The 21370-nt window shown below is 64.9% G+C and carries 16 protein-coding genes; 10 read left to right on the top strand and 6 right to left on the bottom strand.

Annotated features, from left to right (window positions below):
- Positions 1-58 precede the first annotated feature (58 nt).
- Positions 59-955, bottom strand: a complete 897-nt coding sequence (locus tag NCR39_RS00275) for an alpha/beta fold hydrolase (protein ID WP_250450029.1) — start codon at positions 953-955, stop codon at positions 59-61.
- 228 nt (positions 956-1183) lie between these two features.
- Here NCR39_RS00275 and NCR39_RS00270 point away from each other — a divergent pair, with 228 nt between their 5' ends.
- Positions 1184-2146: an NAD(P)H-dependent flavin oxidoreductase gene (locus tag NCR39_RS00270; protein WP_250450027.1), complete on the top strand. Its 963-nt coding sequence runs from the start codon at positions 1184-1186 to the stop codon at positions 2144-2146.
- 87 nt (positions 2147-2233) lie between these two features.
- Here the strand turns inward: NCR39_RS00270 and NCR39_RS00265 are convergent, their stop codons facing one another.
- Both NCR39_RS00265 and NCR39_RS00260 read right to left on the bottom strand, forming a co-directional pair.
- A complete protein-coding gene (locus NCR39_RS00265; protein ID WP_250450026.1) occupies positions 2234-3340 on the bottom strand; it encodes a porin in 1107 nt (368 codons plus the stop codon).
- A 506-nt stretch (positions 3341-3846) separates the two neighbouring features.
- The gene (locus tag NCR39_RS00260; RefSeq protein ID WP_250450025.1) at positions 3847-4215 is read right to left on the bottom strand and encodes a hypothetical protein; all 369 of its coding nucleotides are present in this window, start codon (positions 4213-4215) and stop codon (positions 3847-3849) included.
- A 502-nt stretch (positions 4216-4717) separates the two neighbouring features.
- On the opposite strand from NCR39_RS00260, the gene NCR39_RS00255 reads away from it, so the two are divergent.
- From NCR39_RS00255 to NCR39_RS00225, 7 genes are all read left to right on the top strand, one after another.
- Complete coding sequence (locus NCR39_RS00255; RefSeq protein ID WP_250450024.1) at positions 4718-5737, top strand: bile acid:sodium symporter family protein; 1020 nt, start codon at positions 4718-4720, stop codon at positions 5735-5737.
- A 434-nt stretch (positions 5738-6171) separates the two neighbouring features.
- The gene (locus NCR39_RS00250) at positions 6172-6981 is read left to right on the top strand and encodes a PIG-L deacetylase family protein (RefSeq protein ID WP_250450023.1); all 810 of its coding nucleotides are present in this window, start codon (positions 6172-6174) and stop codon (positions 6979-6981) included.
- Positions 6982-7210: 229 nt separating this feature from the next.
- On the top strand, positions 7211-8230 hold the full coding sequence (locus tag NCR39_RS00245; RefSeq protein ID WP_250450022.1) for a LacI family DNA-binding transcriptional regulator: 1020 nt from the start codon (positions 7211-7213) through the stop codon (positions 8228-8230).
- Positions 8227-9486: an AGE family epimerase/isomerase gene (locus NCR39_RS00240; protein ID WP_250450021.1), complete on the top strand. Its 1260-nt coding sequence runs from the start codon at positions 8227-8229 to the stop codon at positions 9484-9486. Before NCR39_RS00245 ends, NCR39_RS00240 begins: the two co-directional genes overlap by 4 nt.
- 5 nt (positions 9487-9491) lie before the next feature.
- Positions 9492-10406: a carbohydrate kinase family protein gene (locus tag NCR39_RS00235; RefSeq protein WP_250450020.1), complete on the top strand. Its 915-nt coding sequence runs from the start codon at positions 9492-9494 to the stop codon at positions 10404-10406.
- Positions 10407-10493: 87 nt separating this feature from the next.
- Positions 10494-10715, top strand: coding sequence for a hypothetical protein (locus NCR39_RS00230; RefSeq protein WP_250450019.1), 222 nt, complete (start codon positions 10494-10496; stop codon positions 10713-10715).
- Between the two features lie 52 nt (positions 10716-10767).
- On the top strand, positions 10768-11013 hold the full coding sequence (locus tag NCR39_RS00225; RefSeq protein WP_040053180.1) for a hypothetical protein: 246 nt from the start codon (positions 10768-10770) through the stop codon (positions 11011-11013).
- Here the strand turns inward: NCR39_RS00225 and NCR39_RS00220 are convergent.
- Positions 11010-11648 carry a glutathione S-transferase family protein gene (locus NCR39_RS00220; protein ID WP_250450018.1) on the bottom strand — a complete coding sequence of 213 codons (639 nt, stop codon included), beginning with the start codon at positions 11646-11648 and terminating at the stop codon, positions 11010-11012. The two genes, NCR39_RS00225 and NCR39_RS00220, sit on opposite strands and share 4 nt — an antisense overlap.
- A gap of 244 nt (positions 11649-11892) precedes the next feature.
- Here NCR39_RS00220 and NCR39_RS00215 point away from each other — a divergent pair, with 244 nt between their 5' ends.
- On the top strand, positions 11893-15459 hold the full coding sequence (locus NCR39_RS00215) for an indolepyruvate ferredoxin oxidoreductase family protein (protein WP_250450017.1): 3567 nt from the start codon (positions 11893-11895) through the stop codon (positions 15457-15459).
- On the opposite strand, the gene NCR39_RS00210 is transcribed toward NCR39_RS00215, so the two are convergent.
- The gene (locus NCR39_RS00210) at positions 15460-16779 is read right to left on the bottom strand and encodes an EAL domain-containing protein (RefSeq protein ID WP_250450016.1); all 1320 of its coding nucleotides are present in this window, start codon (positions 16777-16779) and stop codon (positions 15460-15462) included.
- Between the two features lie 339 nt (positions 16780-17118).
- On the opposite strand from NCR39_RS00210, the gene NCR39_RS00205 reads away from it, so the two are divergent.
- Positions 17119-18786: a Na+/H+ antiporter gene (locus NCR39_RS00205; protein WP_250450015.1), complete on the top strand. Its 1668-nt coding sequence runs from the start codon at positions 17119-17121 to the stop codon at positions 18784-18786.
- A 49-nt stretch (positions 18787-18835) separates the two neighbouring features.
- Here the strand turns inward: NCR39_RS00205 and NCR39_RS00200 are convergent, their stop codons facing one another.
- Complete coding sequence (locus NCR39_RS00200; RefSeq protein WP_250450014.1) at positions 18836-21268, bottom strand: YadA family autotransporter adhesin; 2433 nt, start codon at positions 21266-21268, stop codon at positions 18836-18838.
- Between the last annotated feature and the right edge of the window lie 102 nt (positions 21269-21370).

Genomic DNA, 21370 nt, shown 5'->3' with positions numbered 1-21370 from the left:
AAATTTAACGGCTAGCTAAATAGCCGATGACCGCGCGTCGTCTTTACCGATTCCGTTTTCAGGACGCATCCGCTTTGAAAAACGCGAGCATCTCGTCGACGAGCATCTCCGGCTGTTCTTCGGGAATGTAATGCCCGCACGGCAGCGCGCGGCCGCTCACGTCGCGGGCGACGCGCCGCCATTCGCCGAGCGCGTCGAAACATCGCTCAATCACGCCTTCCTGGCCCCACAGCACGCGCAACGGACACGCGATCCGCAGGCCGCGTTCGAGATCCGCGCGATCGTGTTCGAGATCGATGCTCGCCGACGCGCGATAGTCCTCGCACATCGCGAAGATCGCGCCGGGCTGCGCGAGCGCATCGCGGTAAGCCTGCAGCGCGTGCGGCGCGAACGGCGCGAGGCCCGCGTGACGATTGCCCATCACGCGGTCGATGTACGCGTTCGGATTGCCGCCGATCAGCAGTTCCGGCAGCGGCGACGGCTGAATCAGGAAGAACCAATGGAAGTACGCGGTCGCGAATGCGCGGTCCGTCGCTTCGTACATGGCGAGCGTCGGCGCGATGTCGAGCAGCATCAGGCGATCGACGGCATCGGGAAAATCCATCGCCAGCCGATGCGCAACCCGCGCCCCGCGATCGTGCGCGCAGACGAGGAATCGTTCGAAGCCGAAGTGACGCATCACCGCGACTTGATCGGCGGCCATCGCGCGCTTCGAATACGGCGTGTGATGTTCGTCGCTCTCGGGCTTCGACGACGCGCCGTAGCCGCGCAAATCCGTGGCGATCACGGTGAAGTGGCGCGCGAGCACGTCGACGCACTTGTGCCAGATTTCGTGTGTCTGCGGATGGCCGTGCAGGAGCAGAAGCGGCGGACCGTCGCCGCCCTTCACCCCGGCGATGGCGACGCCCGACTCCGTGACTTCGATGCGAAACGGCTCGTAGTCTCCAAAAGACATGATGTTTTCTTGTTGTGAGATTCGGCTCATTGTAGGCGCGGCGTTCGCGTTGCTGCGGCTTCGCCCGCGACGCGCGCCCGAAAACCGAAGACTTCCTCGGGATTTGCCGGGTTCGAAGCGCCACGCGCCGTGCCTATAATCGAACGATCGTTCTGATTCGATGCGCGGGTGCATCCTTGCATTGCATCGCAGAAGAGCGCCGCAAGAAAACAATCAGGAGACTCGCGCATGGCCCTTCCCGCCGTCCTGCAAAACCTCGCGTTGCCGGTGATCGGCTCGCCGATGTTCATCGTCAGCTATCCAGAACTCGTGCTCGCGCAATGCAAGGCGGGCATCGTCGGATCGTTTCCCGCGCTGAACGCGCGCCCGCCCGAATTGCTCGATGAATGGCTCACGCAGATTCAGGCGTCGCTCGCGGAGCACAAGGCGGCGAATCCGGACGCCGTGGTCGGGCCGATCGCGGTGAATCAGATCGTGCATCAGTCGAACGCGCGGCTCGAACATGACGTGCGCGTGTGCGTCGAGCACAAGGTGCCGATCTTCATCACGAGTCTGCGCGCGCCGGTCAGGGAGATGATCGACGCGGTGCATTCGTATGGCGGGATCGTGCTGCACGACGTCATCAATCTGCGACACGCGCAGAAGGCGCTCGATGCGGGCGTCGACGGCCTGATTCTCGTCGCGGCCGGCGCGGGCGGGCACGCGGGCACGACGTCGCCGTTCGCGCTCGTCGGCGAAGTGCGACGCATTTTCGACGGGCCGATCGTGCTGTCCGGTTCCATCGCCAACGGCGGCTCGATTCTCGCCGCGCAAGCGATGGGCGCCGATCTCGCCTACATGGGCACGCGCTTCATCGCCACACGCGAGGCGCACGCGCTCGAAAGCTACAAGCAGGCAATCGTCGATGCGAACGCGGCGGACATCGTCTACACGAACCTCTTCACGGGCGTGCACGGCAATTACATTCGCCAGAGCATCGTGAACGCGGGGCTGGACCCGGACGCGCTGCCCGAATCCGACAAGACCGCGATGAACTTCAGCGACGGTTCGAGCAAGGCGAAGGCGTGGAGGGACATCTGGGGCGCGGGCCAGGGCGTCGGCCTGATGAGCGACGTGCCGAGCGTGGCGGAACTGGTCGCGCGGCTGAAACAGGAATACGACGATACGAAGAAGCGGCTCGCGATCCGCTGATTCGCTGATTCGCTGATGCTTTTGCGATAGACAAAAAAAACACCGCGTACCCGACGCGGTGTTTTCGTTTGAACCTGCCCTGCGCGCTTAGAACTTCGCGCGGATGCCGACGCCGAACGTGTCGCCCGTCGACATGCTCGTGTACTTGTCGTTCAGGTAAGCCGCGTAGACGTCGGTGCGCTTCGAAAGCGGATAGTCGTAACCGACCGCCCAGCTCTTGTGCGTCTGGTCCAGACCGCCGTTGCTGCGCGAGTACGCGTACGAGGCCATCACCGTGCCGGGGCCGACCGGCACCGTCACGCCGCCCTGCTCCGTGTTGACGTGGAACGAGCCGTTGTCGATGTCGTTCTTCGTGTACATGTACTGCGCGAAGAACTTCACGTACTTCATGTCGAACGATGCGCCCAGTTGCCCGACGCTCTGGCTCTTGAAGCCCGGCGTGACGAACGCGTTCGACGTCGGCAGGTCGCCCGGCGTCCCGTTGAAGTTGACGTACTGGTAGACGCCGGTCGCCGCGAACGGGCCGTGGAAATACAGGAACTGCGCGCTGTACTTCTTCGAGCGGCCATCGCCCGCATTGTTGCCGAACGCGTACATCGCGCTGCCCGACAGGCCGTTGAAGTCCGGCGTCGTGTACTGCACCGCGTTGTTCCAGCCGGAATCGCCCGTCACGCCCTGGTCGGTCGTGTAGGTCGGGAACGTGCCCTGGCCGAGGAACACGTGGTAGACCATCGGCGAGAAGACGTACGAATCGACGAACGGGTTGAACAGAATCGTCGAGACGAAGAGTTGCGTGGTCAGGCGGCCGGCGGTAAGCGTACCGATCGGGCCTTGAATGCCGACGTACGAGTTACGGGCGAAAAAGGTGTCGCCCTGGAAGCGGCCGTACTGGCCGTTTTGCGCGCGGAAAAAGCTTTCGAGCGTGAAGATCGCCTTGTAGCCGCCGCCCAGATCTTCCGAGCCCTTCATGCCCCAGTACGACGTCGACATGCCGCCGCCGCTCACGTTCCACGCGCGTTCGCCGCCCGGAAACTTGGTTGCGCCGACCCATTCGTCGACTTGGCCGTACAGCGAAACGCTCGACTGCGCGTGCGCGGCGCCTGCCGCGAAAAAGCCGATCATCGCTGCGACGGCGGTCGCCTTGACCGCTGCTTTTACCGATTTCTGCGTCGCACGGTTGACGGTTGGCTTCATGAACTCTCCTGTCTTTGTCAAAAATTGAAAGCGTGGCGGGCGAGGGACATTGCTTCGCCTCGTCTGACCGGCGTAATGGGCTTCTGGGCGAGGGCGTTGCGCTTGTGAGGCGGCACCATCTTTACGGACCATTTATCCGGTCAAAAATGTTTCTGGTTATCGCGGGTATAGCGGTTCCAGTACTCCGGGGCATGAGCGCCGATGACGCCTTCGGTCTCTTTGCCGTTCACGCGCCGAAGCGACGCGACGGACCGCACCGGAACATTCGAGCCGGCGGGCCTCTGGACGCGATGAAAGGAGTTTGGAAACTGCTGGATACACGCAATCAGCCGAAGGCCGCATTGTCCTTGCGCGCAAAAAAGAGGGGAATGTCTGGAGGGAATTGTGTTGCGTTACTGTGGCGAGATTACGTCACCGTGACATGTGCGCTGGACGCGCCATTTATTTTTGGATAACTGCTTTCTGGCGGCTACGGTCTATGTTCGCTTTAACGACCGCCGACGCGTTCAGTTGCGGAAGTTCGAATTGGCGGGCGCGCGACCGTCATCCGACGGGCGGCCTTGCGGACGCGGCAGACTGCGCTCCTGGTTGTAGCGCGTGATGTCGGCGCGGATCGATCCCGCGCCACGGAACGGCGCGGCCTGCTCGGCCTGCGGACCGGGGCGCACTTCGGCGCTGATAGGCGTGAGCCCATCTTTCGCGGCGACCGGCGTGTAGTGCAGCGACTGGCGATTGTCCGGCGAATCCGCGTACACCGCCGGCGACAGCCATTCGGCTCGCGGACCCGCGAGCGCGAGCGATCCCGCCGCCGCCAGCGCAGCGAGCGCGGTACAAGCGAGAAGCCGAGTGGTTTTGCGAATGCCAGTGAGCGCCATGTCGAAACTGCCTGCATCCAACACGAGTTTCCGCCGCGCAACGGACGCCGAACAGCTGGGACCGATGACACGGGACACCGGCCGTCGTTGGAGCCGGGCAGACGCAGCATCGGACGATGCGCGGTCCGCCGACCGGAGTATCCACAATTTATTTCGCCGCGCATGAACCGTCGAGCCAAAAAGTGTTAGGCCGCGCTCATGGTTGTAACACCATGTTACGTCAGAGTTTTTTTACTTCGCGGTACTGAATTGCCAGCAAATCATAAGAGGAAATGCATTGCTTCTCAGCGCCGCGGTGGGGTCCGAAAGTTGCTGTCGAAATTTGCTGCGAACTGCGCTGACTTCCGTGGTCCGCTCATTTCATGCGGAAATGGAATCAATCGATCGAAGAAATGAATTTGCCAATTTAATCGAACGCGAGCGAAAATCATGGTTTTCCCTGATGCGGCAGCGGGTCCCCTGACGCGCCGCCCGGCAACCGCCCGAGTGCGAGATCTTTCTGATGGCACGGCCAAAATTTCTTCCTGACAACTTCACGCTGGCGCTCGTCGGCACCGTCATCATCGCGAGCTTGCTGCCCTGTCATGGCAGCGCGGCCGTGGCATTCAACTGGATCACCAATGTCGCCATTGGGCTGCTGTTCTTCCTGCATGGCGCCAAGCTCTCGCGCGAAGCGATTCTCGCCGGCGCGACGCACTGGCGGCTTCACCTGCTCGTGCTGATGAGCACCTTCGTGATGTTTCCCGTGCTCGGCCTGGCGCTCAAGCCTGTGCTGAGTCCGCTCGTCACGCCCGCGTTGTATACCGGCATTCTCTTTCTGTGCACGCTGCCGTCGACGGTTCAGTCGTCGATTGCCTTCACCTCGATGGCCAAGGGCAATGTGCCGGCCGCCGTGTGCAGCGCGTCGGCTTCCAGCCTGCTCGGCATATTCATCACGCCCGCGCTCGTCAGCCTGCTGGTGAGCGACCAAGGCGGCGCCAGCGGTTCGCCGTGGCATACCGTCGGCAACATCGTGCTGCAACTGCTGGTGCCGTTCGTCGCGGGCCAGTTGCTGCGTCCGGCCATCGGCAAATGGGTGGACCGACACAAGGCCGTGCTCAAGTTCGTCGATCAGGGATCGATTCTGCTCGTCGTCTACGTGGCATTCAGCGAAGCCGTCAACGAAGGCATCTGGCATTCGATCCCGCTGTCCGCGCTCGGCGGCCTCGTTGCGGTGAACGTCGTGCTTCTCGCGGTGGCGCTGCTGATTACCGCGTTTGCGGCGAAGCGGCTCGGCTTCAGCCGCGCCGACCAGATCACGATCATCTTTTGCGGCTCGAAGAAAAGCCTCGCCTCGGGCATTCCCATGGCGAAGGTCATCTTCGCGGCGCACTCGGTGGGCGCGGTGGTCCTGCCGCTCATGTTGTTTCACCAGATCCAGTTGATGGTCTGCGCGGTGCTTGCTCAGCGCTGGGGTTCGCGCAAGACCATGGCCGAGCCGGTACGTGACAGCAAGGGTGTCGGCGCTCCTGCGCGCCGCTGAAACCGGCAGCATCGTTCTTTCCTCCGCTTCATCTGAAGGCCGCCTCGTGCGGCCTTTTTGTCATTTGAGCGCATCGGCAATGAGCCGTCGATTCGGCCGAATGGCATAGGCCAATTTCCCTGCTCGTTCGCAGCATCGCGCGGGCTTCGCGTGACTTCCGTCCGACGCTTTTTCCTATGCCATTCGGATGAATGGCGCTCGGGAATGACCCTTGCCACACTTCGGTTCATGACACGAGCCAACGCAGCTCATACAAAAACTCTTCTTCCGAGAATGCTCCGCATCATGCCGATTGCCTCGTTCACTCAACCTCGCGCGACATCATCCGCGCACCGCGTTTTAGCTTGCGATCGCCGTTGTCGGCACGTTCCCGGCGATGACTCCTTTCATCGCGTCGTGCGCGCCACGCGCCCCAACGGAGCCGGGAGTTCGCCATGGCAAGCATGAGGACTCGCGGCACCAGGCGTCAGGACGAACGCGTCGAAACCGGCGTGCAAGATCGCGCGATGTCCGGCAGCGGCACGCCGGAAGCCACGTGGCAAGGCTGGGCGGGCCTCGGCGCGCTGCCCGAAGTCGGACCTGCGGAACTCGTGCCGTTCGGTGGACGCGCTGTCGTCATCGCACCGCATCCGGATTACGAAGTGCTCGGCACGGGCGGGCTGCTCGCGCGCCTGTCTGAATTGAGCCGCAACGTGCTGATCGTCGCGGTGACGGACGGCGCCGCCAGCCATCCGCACTCGACCGAATGGTCGCCGGAACGCCTGGCTGCCGCACGGCCGCTCGAAACGCGCGAGGCATTGCAGCGGCTCAATCTGCGGCAGGTTCAGGTGGCGCGGCTCGGCTTGCAGGACGGCGCAGCGGAGCGCATCGAGCCGGGCTTGCTGGGCGGTCTTTCCAAATGCCTGCAGCCCGACGACATCGTCTTCGCTCCGTGGCGCTACGACGGCCATCCGGATCACGAAGCGGTCGGGCGCGCGGCGTGTCTCGCAGCGGATGCGCTCGGGCTGCCCTTCGTCGAAGTGCCGCTGTGCACGTGGCACTGGGCGTCGCCGGACGATGCGCGCGTGCCGTGGAGCCGCGCCCGCCGCATTCTGCTCGACGACGCGACGCACGCCCGGAAGCTGCGCGCGGTGCAGGCGTTCAGGAGTCAGCTCGAATCGGACAAGGCGACGGGCCAAGCGCCGGTGCTAGCAGAGCATGTGCTGGCGCGGCTGACGCGAAGCTACGAAGTCGTGTTGATATGAAGCACGGCGTTTCCCAGTTGACGGCCGGGCCGAAAAGCCGTGTTGTTTCTCGTGTTTTACTAAACAACAAACGCACGTCAAAACCTGTCAAAACACAAACACTTACTGGTTTTCTCTAGTCCGTTGTCAGCGCGATTTCGCGTTCTTTTACTATACAATCCCGCGAATCAAGCGAACCCCACGCGCGCGATAAACAGCGCGCTCCGGCTTCAGGACAGAGAACACCCAGATGGCCACTACCATCCGCGATGTCGCACGCGCGGCAAGCGTCTCGATCGGGACGGTTTCGCGCGCGCTCAAGAACCAGCCCGGCTTGTCGGAAGCCACGCGCGAGCGCGTCGTCGAGGTGGCGCAGCGGCTCGGCTACGACTCCGCGCAATTGCGCACCCGAATTCGCCGCGTCACGTTCCTGCTGCATCGCCAGCACAACAACTTCGCGGTCAGCCCGTTCTTTTCGCAAGTGCTGCACGGCTTCGAAGAGGCGTGCCGCGAACGCCGGCTCGTGCCGTCCGTGCTCACCGCCGGTCCGACGCAGGATCTCGCGCAGCAGATGCGGCTGCACGCGCCCGACGCCATCGCGGTGGCCGGCTTCGTCGAGCCGGAACTGCTCGCGCACCTGCAGTCGCTTTCGCGGCCCATGGTGCTGATCGACCTTCGCGCGCCCGGCTTTCGCTCCGTCAACATCGACAACGTGAAAGGCGCGTCGCTGGCCATGCGGCATTTGTTCGCCACGGGGCGGCGGCGCATCGCGTTCATCGGCGGGTCGCTCGCGCATCACAGCATCGCGCAGCGCGCGCTCGGGTATCGCAAGGCGTATTTCGACGCCGGCCTGCTCTTCGATCCCACGCTCGAAGTCACCGCGCCAGCCGGTCTGCCCGCCGACCTCGCCGCCGCCGACGCCATGGAACGCCTGATCGCCGAGGCGCGCGCGCAATCGAATCCGCTGCCCGACGCCGTTTTCGCCTATAACGATGCAGCGGCCCTCGCCGCCATGCGCGTCTGTCTCGCGCACGGTTTGCGCGTGCCGGAGGACATCGCGTTCGTCGGTTTCGACGACATCCCCGCCGCCGCGCACAGCGCGCCGCCGCTTTCGACCGTGACCGTCGACAAGGAAGCGCTCGGGCGGCGCGGCGTCGAACTGCTGCTCGAAGATCACCCGAACCCGCCGGCCCAGGCCGATTCGCTGATGAGCGTCGACTTCATCGCTCGCGCGAGCTCGGGCACGAAAGAGGACATCCGCACGCCATGAACCTGACCGCCTCCCCCGCCGCCGCAGCCGTCGCCAGCGCCGCGAGCGAACAGGCCATCGACTTCCGCAGCCGCGAGTTCCTGCTCGCGCACGTGCGCGACACGCTCGCGTTCTACGCGCCGACCGCCCGCGATCCCTCCGGCGGCTTCTTCCATTTCTTCAAGGACGACGGCGCCGTCTACGACCGCACCACGCGCCATCTCGTCAGCAGCACGCGCTTCGTCTTCAATTACGCGATGGCGTATCGCCATTTCGGCGACGCGCGGTATCAGGACGACGCGCGTCACGCCTTCCAATTCCTGCGCGACGCCCATTGGGACGCCGAACACGAAGGCTACGACTGGGAGATCGAGTGGCGCGACGGCGAAAAGCGCACGCTCGACGGCACGCGCCATTGCTACGGCCTCGCCTTCGTGCTGCTCGCGTGCGCGCATGCGGCCATGGCGGGCATCGACGAAGCGCGGCCGATGATCGACGAAACCTTCGCGCTGATGGAGCGCCGCTTCTGGGACGCGAACGCCGGTCTTTACGCCGACGAAGCCACGCCCGACTGGCAGCTTTCGGACTATCGCGGGCAGAACGCGAACATGCACGCGACCGAAGCGCTGCTCGCCGCCTACGAGGCGACCAGCCACGTGCTGTATCTGGATCGCGCGGAAAAAATCGCGGGCAACATCACGCTGCGTCAGGCGCGGCTGTCGAACGGGCTCGTGTGGGAACACTTCAATCGCGACTGGTCCGTCGACTGGCACTACAACGAATCCGACAGTTCGAACATCTTTCGGCCGTGGGGCTTTCAGCCGGGACATCAGACGGAATGGGCGAAGCTGCTGCTGATTCTCGAACGGCATCGCGCGTTGCCGTGGCTTGGCTCCCGCGCCGTCGAACTGTTCGACGCGGGCTTCTGCCGCGCGTGGGACAACCGTCACGGCGGCCTCTACTACGGCTTCGGCCCCGACGACAGCATCTGCGATCACGACAAATACTTCTGGGTTCAGGCCGAGAGCTTCGCCGCAGCCGCGCTGCTCGGCGCACGCACGGGCAGCGAACGTTTCTGGGACTGCTACGACGAACTTTGGCGCTATAGCTGGGCGCATTTCGTCGATCACGAGCACGGCGCGTGGTATCGCATTCTCACGTGCGACAACCGCAAGTACAGCGACGAAAAAAGTCCCGCAGGCAAGACCGACTACCACACGATGGGCGCGTGCTACGAAGTGCTGAACGCGCTCGGCTCCTCGCACAACGCACGGTGAACAAGATGGCGACCGATCAAACCACTTTCCCGCAATTCGTTTCCGCCGGCGACATTCTCACGGACATGATCCGCACCGGCGAGTCGAGCTGGCTGTCGCGTCCGGGCGGCGCGGGCTGGAACGTCGCGCGCGCGGTCGCCCGGCTCGGCGTGCCGACCGCGTGCGCCGGATCGCTCGGCACGGACAATTTCTCCGACGATCTCTGGGAAGCGAGCGCCGCCGCCGGTCTCGACATGCGCTTCATGCAGCGCGTCGAACGTCCGCCGCTGCTCGCCATCGTGCATAAGACGCAGCCGCCGACGTATTACTTCATGGGCGAAAACGGCGCGGACCTGGCGTTCGATCCGGCGAAGCTGCCGCAAGGCTGGATGGAGCGCGTGAAGTGGGCGCATTTCGGCTGCATCAGTCTCGTGCGCCAGCCGCTCGGCCGCACGCTCGCGGCGCTCGCCGCGCGACTGCGCGAGCACGGCGTGAAGATCAGCTTCGATCCGAATTACCGCAATCTGATGGAGCACGGCTACGAGCCGATCCTGCGCGAAATGGCCGGTCTCGCGGATCTCATCAAGGTCTCCGACGAAGACCTGCACATGCTGTTTCGCGGCATGCCCGAACAGGAGGCGCTCGCGCGCATCCGTGCGATGAATCCGCAAGCCACCGTGCTCGTCACGCGCGGCTCGTCCGAAGCCACGCTCTTCGCGGGCGATCAAAGCTACAGCGCGCGACCGCCGTCGGTGGAAGTGGCGGATACGGTCGGCGCGGGCGATGCGTCCATCGGCGGTCTGCTTTACAGCCTCATGTCGCGCCACGGCGAGTGGCCCGATCATCTGACATTCGCGCTCGCGGCGGGCGCGGCGGCGTGCCGGCATTCGGGCGCGCATTCGCCTACGCTCGCGGAAGTCGAGGAACTGCTGGCCCGATGAAGCTGCCGAGCGGCCGTCATACGCTTCGCATATCTGCGTGCTAGCATGAATTTTGTGCTTACGTTCCTGGCTCGAGGCGAATCGATCATGGAAGACACGACGTACACGAAAGGCATCTACACGGCGACGATCGGCGTGCGCGCCATCGATGACGGCAAGTTCCAGGGCCTCGTTTCGCTTGCCCGCGACGACGGCGAAGCGACCGACGCGACGCTCTACGAAGTCGAGGCGTCGTCGGAGAACGAGCACGAAGCGCTGAACGAAGCGCGGGCGCTCGCGCATCGCATCCTCGGGGAAATCGAGCTGTAAGCGGCAGGACGGAAGAACGGAAGAACGCAGGCCGAACGCATCGGAGGGCATCATGGCGGAACAGGTCTTCCTTTACGGCGTCTATTCGATCCACGTGAGACCCATCGAGCTTCAGGGCGCGCGCTGGGACGCCGAGTACGAGATTCGCCATCTGGACCACGCCGTGAAAGCGTGGACAACCGTCGGCGGCGACGATGGCCTGACCAGCGCCGCCGAAGCCGTCGATCTTGCGCGCGGGCGGGCGGTCGCGGACATCGAAGCCGGCGCGGGCATTCCGAAGCCGCGCGCGTTCCCTTAATCGGTAGCCGGCTTTGCGTGCGCCTTGAGGCCGAGCCGTTCGGCTTCCCGATGATCGATCGCCGCGGCGCGTTCGTAGCCGTCGCGCGCGACCGCCCGCTCGACGTAATCGAAGAGCACGCCTTGCGGCTCGATCAACCGCGCGAGAAAGCCGATCTGCAGCGTGCTCGCCAGAAGCAGATCCGCCGCCGTGAACTGCTCGCCGAGCAGCCACTGGCCTTCTTCGAGCGCACTTTCTATCGCGTGCTCGACGCGCCCGAGATCGCCCCATCCGAAGCTCACCGTGTTGCCCTGCGCGCCGGTCATGCGCTCGGCCATCGCGGGTTCCAGGCATGAACCGGTGAAGAACATCCATTGCAGGAAACGTCCGCGCGCCGGATCGGCAAGCGGTACGCCGAGCCGCGCCTGCGGATAGCGGTCCGCGAGATACAGCAGCACCGCGCCGGATTCGGCCACGCGCACGAGGCCGTCTTCGAGCGCGGGGAGCTTCGACATCGGATTGACGCGGGAGAACGCGCTGTCGTTCTGCGCGCCCGCGCGAATGTTCACGAGCGCGAGGTCATACGGCAAGCGCATTTCCTCGAGCATCCACAGCGCGCGAAAGGCGCGCGTCTTCGGCCAGTAGAAAAGCTTCATCGACATCCTCTTTTTCTCGTCGTTCCGGTCGATCAGGTTAGTCCCAAACCGTGCGCCCACGCGCGCGGATCGGCTCCGGGTTTACGTGGAGCGGCGCGGAATCGAGGAGATTTCTCCCGCTTATCTCAAAAAAGATCGCGTGGCTTCTCCATGCAGGCGGAATGGGAGCGAGTGCGCAAAAACATTCCGATATCGTCGGCGAAGAATGGCGTATTGCCTCACAGACTAAAAACGAGACACGCCCATGAACGCATGCGTCCCCGCTTCAACGCTTGGCACCGCCCTTTCCGACTATCAACTGAGCGACAACCTGAGCGCCACGCGCGGGCGCATCTTCCTGACCGGCACGCAGGCGCTCGTGCGCCTCGTGCTCATGCAGCGTGCGCTCGACCGCGCCGCGCATCTCAACACGGCCGGGTTCGTCAGCGGTTATCGCGGATCACCGCTCGGCATGGTCGATCAGCAATTGTGGAAAGCGAAGAAACTGCTCGCGTCGCATGACGTGCGCTTTCTGCCCGCGATCAACGAGGAACTCGGCGGCACGGCCGTGCTCGGCACGCAGCGCGTGGAGAGCGATCCGGAGCGCACCGTCGATGGCGTCTTCGCGATGTGGTACGGCAAGGGGCCGGGCGTCGATCGCGCGGGCGATGCGCTCAAGCACGGCAACGCGTACGGCTCGTCGCCGCACGGCGGCGTGCTCGTCGTCGCGGGCGATGACCACGGCTGCGTGTCGTCGTCGATGCCGCATCAGAGCGATCAGGCGATGATCGCGTGGCACATGCCGGTGGTGAATCCGTCGAACGTCGCGGACATGCTCGAATTCGGGCTGTACGGCTGGGCGCTCTCGCGCTTCTCGGGCGCGTGGGTCGGCTTCAAGGCGATTTCGGAGACGGTGGAATCCGGCTCGACCGTCGATCTCGATGCCTTGCAGACAACATGGAAAGCGCCGGACGATTTCGTCGCGCCTGCGGGCGGCCTGCACAATCGCTGGCCCGATCTGCCGAGCCTGACGATCGAAGCGCGCCTGCACGCCAAGCTCGACGCGGTGCGCCACTTCGCGCGCGCGAACAGCATCGACAAGTGGATTGCGCCGAGTCCGCGAGCGAACGTGGGCATCGTGACGTGCGGCAAGGCGCATCTCGATCTGATGGAAGCGCTGCGCCGCCTCGAACTCACCGTCGACGATCTCGATGCCGCCGGCGTGCGCATCTACAAGGTCGGGTTGTCGTTTCCGCTCGAAACCACGCGGCTCGATACGTTCGTCGAAGGTTTGAGCGAAGTGCTCGTGATCGAGGAGAAAGGGCCGGTCATCGAGCAGCAGATCAAGGATCATCTCTATAACCGCGTGGACGGCGCGCGGCCCGTCGTCATCGGCAAAACGACGCAAGACGGCGCGCCGCTCCTGTCCGCGCTCGGCGAGTTGCGGCCGTCGCGCGTGCTGCCCGTGTTCGCGCAATGGCTCGCGCGCCACAAGCCGGCGCTCGACCGGCGCGAGAAAGTGGTGGATCTCGTCGCGCCGCAAATCCTCTCGAATATCGCCGATGCCGTGAAGCGCACGCCGTATTTCTGCTCGGGCTGCCCGCACAACACATCGACGAAAGTGCCGGAAGGATCGGTGGCGCAGGCGGGCATCGGCTGTCACTTCATGGCGTCGTGGATGGAGCGCGACACGACCGGCCTCATTCAAATGGGCGGCGAAGGCGTGGACTGGGCGTCGCACGCGATGTTCACGAAAACGCCGCACGTCTTCCAGAATCTCGGCGACGGCACGTATTTCCACTCGGGCATTCTCGCGATCCGTCAGGCCGTGGCCGCGAAAGCGAACATCACGTACAAGATTCTTTATAACGATGCCGTCGCGATGACGGGCGGCCAGCCGGTCGACGGCAGCATCTCCGTGCCGCAGATCGCGCGGCAAGTGGAAGCGGAAGGGATCGCGCTGCTCGTCGTGGTCAGCGACGAACCCGAAAAATACGACGGCCATCACGATCAATTCCCGAACGGCACGACGTTCCATCACCGCAGCGAACTCGACGCCGTGCAGCGCCGCCTGCGCGACACGCCGGGCGTGACCGTGCTGATCTACGACCAGACGTGCGCCGCCGAAAAGCGCCGCCGCCGCAAGAAGGGCGAGTTTCCCGATCCGGACAAGCGCCTGTTCATCAACGAAGCCGTCTGCGAAGGCTGCGGCGATTGCGGCGTGCAATCGAATTGTCTTTCGGTTGAACCGGTCGAAACCGAACTCGGCAGAAAGCGCCGCATCGATCAGTCGTCGTGCAACAAGGACTATTCGTGCGTGAACGGCTTCTGCCCGAGCTTCGTCACGCTCGAAGGCGCGAAGCTGAAAAAGGCAGAAGGCCATGCGTTCGATCCCGCGGAACTCGCGCGCCGCGTCGATGCGTTGCCGCTGCCGCACGCGCATCTCGACCACGCGCCGTACGACATTCTGGTGACGGGCGTCGGCGGCACGGGCGTGGTGACGGTCGGCGCGCTCATCAGCATGGCGGCGCATCTGGAAGGCAAGAGCGCGTCCGTGCTCGATTTCATGGGCTTCGCGCAAAAAGGCGGATCGGTGCTGTCATTCGTGCGCTTCGCCGCGACGGACGCGCTGCTGAACCAGGTGCGCATCGACACGCAGCAGGCCGATCTGCTGCTCGCGTGCGACATGGTCGTCGGCGCGAGTCCGGAAGCGTTGCAGACGGTGCGGCACGATCGCACGAAGATCGTCGTGAACACGCACGCGATTCCGAACGCGACCTTCGTGCAGAACCCCGACGCGAATCTTCATGCCGATGCCCTCGTCGACAAGATGCGCCACGCCGCCGGCCCGAACGCCGCCGATGCGCTGCGCACGTGCGACGCGCAATCGCTCGCGGCGCGCTTTCTCGGCGATACCATCGGCGCGAACATTCTGATGCTCGGCTTTGCGTGGCAGCTCGGCCTCGTGCCGGTGTCGTTCGGCGCGCTGATGCGGGCGCTCGAATTGAACAACGTCGCGGTATCGGCGAACAAGCTGGCGTTCGCCATCGGCCGTCTCGCGGCGGCGGACATGAGCGCGCTCGATGCGCTCGCGGCATCCGCGCAGCCGAAGCGCGTCGCGATGGCCGAGATGCCGCTCGCCGATCTCATCCGCGATCGCGAGGAACGGCTGCTCGCTTATGGCGGCGCGAAGTACGTGGAGCGGTATCGTTCGCTGCTTGAGAAGGCATCGGCGAATGAAGACGTGAAGCGCGCCATCGCGATCACGTTCTACAAGCTGCTCGCGGTGAAGGACGAATACGAAGTCGCGCGCCTGCACGCGGACCCGGCGTTTCGCGCCGCGCTCGCCGCGCAATTCGAAGGCGCGCCCGGCGGCGATTACACCGTGAAGTTCAATCTCGCGCCGCCGGTTCTCTCGCACGGCGGCGTGCCGAAGAAGAAGACCTTCGGCCAGTGGATGTGGCCCGTGTTCGGCGCGCTGACGAAAGTGCGCGCGCTGCGCGGCACGGCGCTCGATCCGTTCGGCAAGACGCTCGAACGCCGCATGGAACGGCAACTCGCGCGCGACTATGAAATCACGATGCAACGCGCGCTCGCCACGCTCGACACCGCGAACGCCAAGGACGTGCAATCACTGGCCGCGCTGTTCGAGAAAGTGCGCGGCTACGGTCACGTGAAGCTCGCGAACGTCGCGATGGTCAAGCGCAGCGAACGCGACATCGCCGCGCGGCTTCGCATCGAAGCGGCGACGGGCGACGCGGTGCGCGCCGCCATCGATACGATGAAAGGCGCGTCGTCGCTCAAGGGCATTCCGGTCGTGGTCGCGAAATGATCAGACTTCGTCGTCGTCGGCAAGCCAGTCGATGTCGCCGCACAGCACGCAGCGCTTGCCTTGCGAGCGCGTCTCCACGGACAGCGTGACGCACGGCATCGCCTCGTTGATCGACAGATACGGCTTCGTCACATGCACGCGCTCGGGGTCGCCGAGCGCCGCGCGAAAGTACGGACGACGCAGCCAGTTCGCGCCCTGCGCATCGACGAGCGGCAAAAAGCGCGCTTCGTGCGCGGCGCGATCCGCGCGCAACACCACGTTGCGGCCCGACTGCCGGCCGTTCTGATCGAGCAGAAAGCAGCGCGCGGCGTTATCGAGCGCGAGGAAATTCCAGCAGACTTCGTCGAGCGGTTCGCCCGCCGCGAGCCGCTCCGCCGCGCGTTCGAACGCGCGCACGTAGGGCTGAAGCCGCGTCGCGACGCGCCGCTCGCGCGCTTCGGTTTGCAGGCGGTAGCGCTCGGTCAGATCGCTGATGATGGTCTGCGCGTGCGCGCCATCGGCCAGACCGGGATGCGGCCGCGCGAAGAAAAAGCCCTGCACGAAGTCGGCGCCGCTCGCGAGCGCAAGCTGCGCTTCGTGCTCCGTCTCGACGCCTTCTATCAACACGAGCTTGCCCGCCTCGTGCAGCAGCGAAACGATGCCCGACAGCACCGCCTCCATGTTGCGCCGCTGCTTGATCGTGCGTTCGGACAGCGGCGCGTGAACGTTGTGGCCCGCGTGCGAGAGCATCACGCGATCGAGCTTCACGATATCCGGATCGAGTTGCCAGATTCGTTCGATGTTCGTATGCCCCGCGCCGAAATCGTCGAGCGCGATGAGAAAGCCGTGATCGCGAAACTGCTGCACCGCCTGCGCGAGCCGCTCGATGTCCTCGGCACTCTGCTCCAGCACTTCGAGCACGACGCGTCGCGGCTCGATATGCAGGCGCTTGAGATTCGCGAGCAGCGCGGCCGCGTGATACGGCTCCGTGAGCGCGCCGGGATGCACGTTCAGAAAGAGCCATTCGGTCTCGGCGCCGAGCATCTTGAAGTTCTCGAGATGCAGCGCCTGCGCGAGCCGGTCGATCTGCAAAGCCTCGCCGACGCGCGCCGCCTGCCCGAACACATCGACGGGCGGCACGGGACGATCCAGCGCATCGTGCGCGCGCAGCAATCCTTCGTAGCCGACCGCGCGCATGTGCGAAAGGCTGAACACCGGCTGAAACACGCTCGACAGCGTCCACTCGCCGTGTTCGACGGAATAACGGTCGAGGCCCGACATCACGCCCAGTTCGAAGCTGCGCGCGGAAATCGTCGTTTTCTCGGGGTTGGCGATCACCATGTCGTTACCCTCGCCTGCGCGCGCCCGATGGCGATCCGTTGCACCGGCCCCGCGCCGGTCCCGCTCGATGTCGTCTTCATGAACAGCCCTCGGTGATGAAGCCGGGAGTCTCGTGTCCCGTGACGATGGATAAAGCAATGTCCATGCTCGCGACGGCATCGCATTCGTAGGCGTTTTGCGCGCCGCATGCACCGCGGGCAAGCGATTTGCGGATGCACGCGCACCGCATCGGTGCGCCGCCGGGAATGTCATCGGCGAAATGAGCGGCTAAACTTTCGCCACATCCCGTATAGAAAAGCGAAACGGACGCGCGCGCGTTCCGTGTTTCTCATTGCACGCATGGAAATTGTCTTTACCGTTCTCATTCTGCTGATGATCGTGGCGCTGTCGGGCGTCGGCCTCTCGCTGTTGCCGGTCAAGCTGCCGCTTCCGCTGATCCAGATCGCCATCGGCGCGATGCTCGCGTGGCCGGGCTTCGGGCTGCACGTCACGTTCGATCCCGAACTCTTCATGCTGCTCTTCATTCCGCCGCTGCTGTTCGCGGACGGCTGGCGCATTCCGAAGCGCGAGCTGTACATGCAGCGCCGCGCCATTCTCATGCTCGCGCTCGGGCTCGTGTTCATCACCGTGGGCGCGCTCGGCTACTTCCTGCACTGGCTGATTCCGGAGATGCCGCTGCCCGTCGCGTTCGCGCTCGCGGCCGTGCTCTCGCCCACCGATGCCGTCGCGCTGACGGGCATCGCCGGGCGCAATCGCATTCCGGCGAACCTCATGCACATTCTCGAAGGCGAAGCGTTGATGAACGACGCGTCCGGTCTCGTCGCGCTGAAGTTCGCGATCGCGGCGGCGCTCACGGGCGTGTTTTCGCTGCAGGCGGCGGCGATCAGCTTCGTCATCATCGCGGCGGGCGGGCTCGTGATCGGCGCGGCGATCAGCTATGCCGTCACGGAGATTCCGGCGCGCCTCTTCAAGGTTTCCGACGACGACGATCCCGCCGCCGGCGTCATCCTCACCGTGCTGATTCCGTTCGCCGCGTATGTGATCGCCGAGCGCGCGGGCTGCTCGGGCATTCTGGCGGCGGTGTCGGCGGGAATGATGATGAACATCCAGAGCCTGCGCGACAGCATTCCGAGTTCGGTGCGCGTGCGCATGACGAGCACGTGGACGATGATCGAGTTCGTCTTCAACGGCATGGTGTTCCTGCTGCTCGGGCTGCAGTTGCCGCACATCATCGGGCGGGCGCTGGTCGAAGCGCATCGCGACGGCAACGCGCGCGTCGGCATGCTGATCGGCTATGTATTCGCGACGGTGATCGCGCTGTATGCGCTGCGCTTCGTGTGGGTCTATTGCCTGCGATGGTTCGCGAGCCGCAGCGCGGCGAAGTCGGGGATCGAGAGCGCGGCGCCCGGCTTTCGCACGCTCGCGATGACGACCATCGGCGGCGTGCGCGGCGCGGTCACGCTCGCGGGCGTGCTGTCGCTGCCGGTCACGCTCGACAACGGCGCGCCGCTCGCCGGTCGCGATCTGGCGATTTTCATCGCGTCGGCGGTGATTCTGGTGTCGCTGCTGGTGGCCGTCGTCGGATTGCCGGTGATGCTGCGCGGCGCGAAACGCGAGCGCAATCCGCACGCCGCGGAGGAACGCCTGGCGCGCCGCCGCGCGGCGCAGGCGGCGATTCGCGCGATCGACGATACGCACGACGTGCTCATCGAGCAAATGGACGAAGCGGCGTCCGCGCGTTGCGCCGATTCGACCGCGCGCGTGATGAGCATGTACCGGCGGCGGCTGGAATCGCTCGGCGACGACGAAGCGCCGCGCGTGGCCGCGAAGAAGAGCGAGATCGTGGAAACGCGGCTCAAGATGGCCGCGCTGCGGGCCGAGCGCGCGGAACTGCTGCGATTGCGGAGCGATCAGGCCATCAACGACGAGACGTTGAACAAGCTGATGCGCGAGATCGATCTGTCGGAGACGGCGATTGTGAATCGCAAGCGGGGAATGACGACGTGATTCGCCGGGAAAGAGCGGCGGGCGCTCCGTCCGCTCTTTCCGGCTTCGATCAGAAGAGCCGCGTGACGCCGATCGCCGCGCCGACATCGGGCGACGATGTAGCCGTCATCGTGACGCCACCGCTCACGCGCCACAGGCCGTTGTCCGATGTTCCGCCGAGGCCGATCGCGATGCCCACTTTGCTGTGGAAGCATCCGGCCGCAGCCGCCGCCGAGATCTTTCCGGCGCGGTCGTCGTAGCGCAGACCGGCGATCGCGATTGCGGCGGCCGTGCCTGCGTACGATTTTTTAAGGTTGTCGTCGATCTGTGTTTGCAGATGGCCAAGCCCTGCGTTCAGTTGATTCACGTTCACCGCATCCGTGCCATTGATGCCCGGTGCGACGTTGGTGACGCGGCGCGTGTTGTCCGCCGATCCAACCGATACCGTGTTCGCTTCGTCGGCCACCGAACCCGCGCCGAGCGCGACGGAGTTGTTCGCGCTCGCCGTCGCGCCCGTTCCGAGCGCCGTGCTTTGCGTCCCCGACGCGACGCTGCCGCTGCCCGCCGACAACGTGTCGGTGCCGCTGGCCGTCGGCTTCACGTACGCCGCCGGATTCGCGGTGACCCACATGTTCGCGGCCGTGTTCATCGCGTAGTCGAGTTGCGAGACGTTGACGGCATCGGTCGCGGATACGCCCGCCGCGACGTTGTGCAGCGCGACCGGCGATCCGGCATTCGGACCGACGAGCGTTACGTCGTTCGACACTGCGCTCGATGCACCGAGGCCGATCGTCGGCGCGGCGGCTGTCGAATATTGAATCGGCGCGTTGTTCTGCAACGTGGCGATCGCTCCGCCAACATTGTTCTGCGTCTGACCGTAGACGGTATAGCTCGGCGCGCTAACCGTATTCGTCGATGCATCGTAGGCCGCGCCGCCGCCCAGCGCGGTTGCTGTGCTGCTACCGAGCGCGCTGAGTTGCGAGACGTTCGCCGCATCGGTCGCCGCGACGCCCGCCGCCACGTTATGCAGCGCGACCGGCGAACCGGCGTTCGGACCGACGAGCGTTACATCGTTCGATACTGCGCCCGATGCGCCCAAGCCCACCGTTGGCGCAGCGGCCGATGAATATTGAATCGGCGCATTGCTCTGCAAAGCGGCGATCGCGCCGCCCACGTTGTTCTGCGTCTGACCGTACACGGTGTAACTCGGCGCGCTGATCGTGTTCGTCGATGCATCGTAAGCCGCGCCGCCGCCTAGCGCCGACGCTGTGCTGCCGCCGAGCGTATCGAGTTGCGAGACGTTGACGGCATCGGTCGCCGCGACGCCTGCCGCCACGTTGTGCAGCGTGACCGGCGAACCGGCGTTCGGACCGACGAGCGTCACATCGTTCGATACCGGCACGCCCGATGCGCCCAAGCCCACGGTCGGCGCAGCGGCCGATGAATACTGAATCGGCGCATTGTTCTGCAACGCCGCGATCGCCCCGCCGACGTTGTTCTGCGTCTGCCCGTACACGCTGTAGCTCGGCGCGCTGATCGCGCCGGTCGACGGATCGTAGGCCGCGCCGCCGCCCAGCGCCGCCGCCGTGCTTCCGCCGAACGCGTCGACCTTGGCGTCTTCGGCCGCGAGCGCGAGATTGGTCGCGTTCAGTTGCGAACCGTTGACCGCATCAGTGCTCGTCGCGCTGATCCGGCCTGCCGCGAGATTGGTGAGCGTGCGTTCCGCGCCGGCGTCGCCGATGCTGACCGTGCTCGTCGGCGTCGCTCCGGCGAAGTCGTAGTTCTGGCCGAGCAGATTCGCCGACGACGTGCCGACCGCCGCCGACGTCACGCTTCCCGTGCCGAGCGCGATGTCGTTCGCGTTACTGGCGACCGCCCCGGTGCCGATGGCCGTCGCGCTTGCACTGTTCGCCTGCGCGCCCGTTCCAATGGCCGATGCGTTCGCGCCGTTCGCCTGCGCCCCGGTGCCGATGGCCGTCGCATTCACCTGCGATGCCGTCGCCTGCGCGCCGAACGCGATCGCGTATTGCGCCGATGCAGTCGCGCCCGAGGTCGCATCGCCGCCGAATGCAAGCGAACCGTATCCGCTGGCGTTCGACGACGCACCGAGCGCCACGGAATAGTCGCCGGTCGCGGACGTGCCCGCGGAATACGGATGACCGCCGATAGCAATCGCGTTGGTCCCGCTTGCCACGGCCTGGTCGCCGATGGCCACTTGCGAAGCGCTTCCGTTGGCCTGAGCCATCGGGCCGATGGCGACCGGAGACGCGCCCGGAGACAGCGCCTGCGCGACCTGGCCGATAGCAACGCCACCGGCCGTTGCATCCGCGCCGGGGCCGACAGCCGTCGCGTGGCCTTCGCTCGACAGCATCAAGCCCGCTGCCGAGAAAGCCATCACGCTCAAAATCCGCATCGACATGACGCCCTCGACGCGCGGGCAGGACGATATCGGCGGCACGCATTCCGCCTTGACGATCTTGTTCTGTACTGGTCTTCTCTTCATTTCAGATTCCCCGCGCGCGACTGGCACGCCAAAATCAAATCGCGACCATGCAGACATCGTTAAATTCGAATTCCTAATCAAATAACGTGTCTGCATCCGTGA

Origin of the sequence: Caballeronia sp. ATUFL_M2_KS44 (genome assembly GCF_023630965.1) — a bacterium.
Taxonomy (GTDB): domain Bacteria; phylum Pseudomonadota; class Gammaproteobacteria; order Burkholderiales; family Burkholderiaceae; genus Caballeronia; species Caballeronia concitans.
Note: the sequence above shows the minus strand (reverse complement) of the source record. Positions and strands in the feature narration are given on the sequence as shown.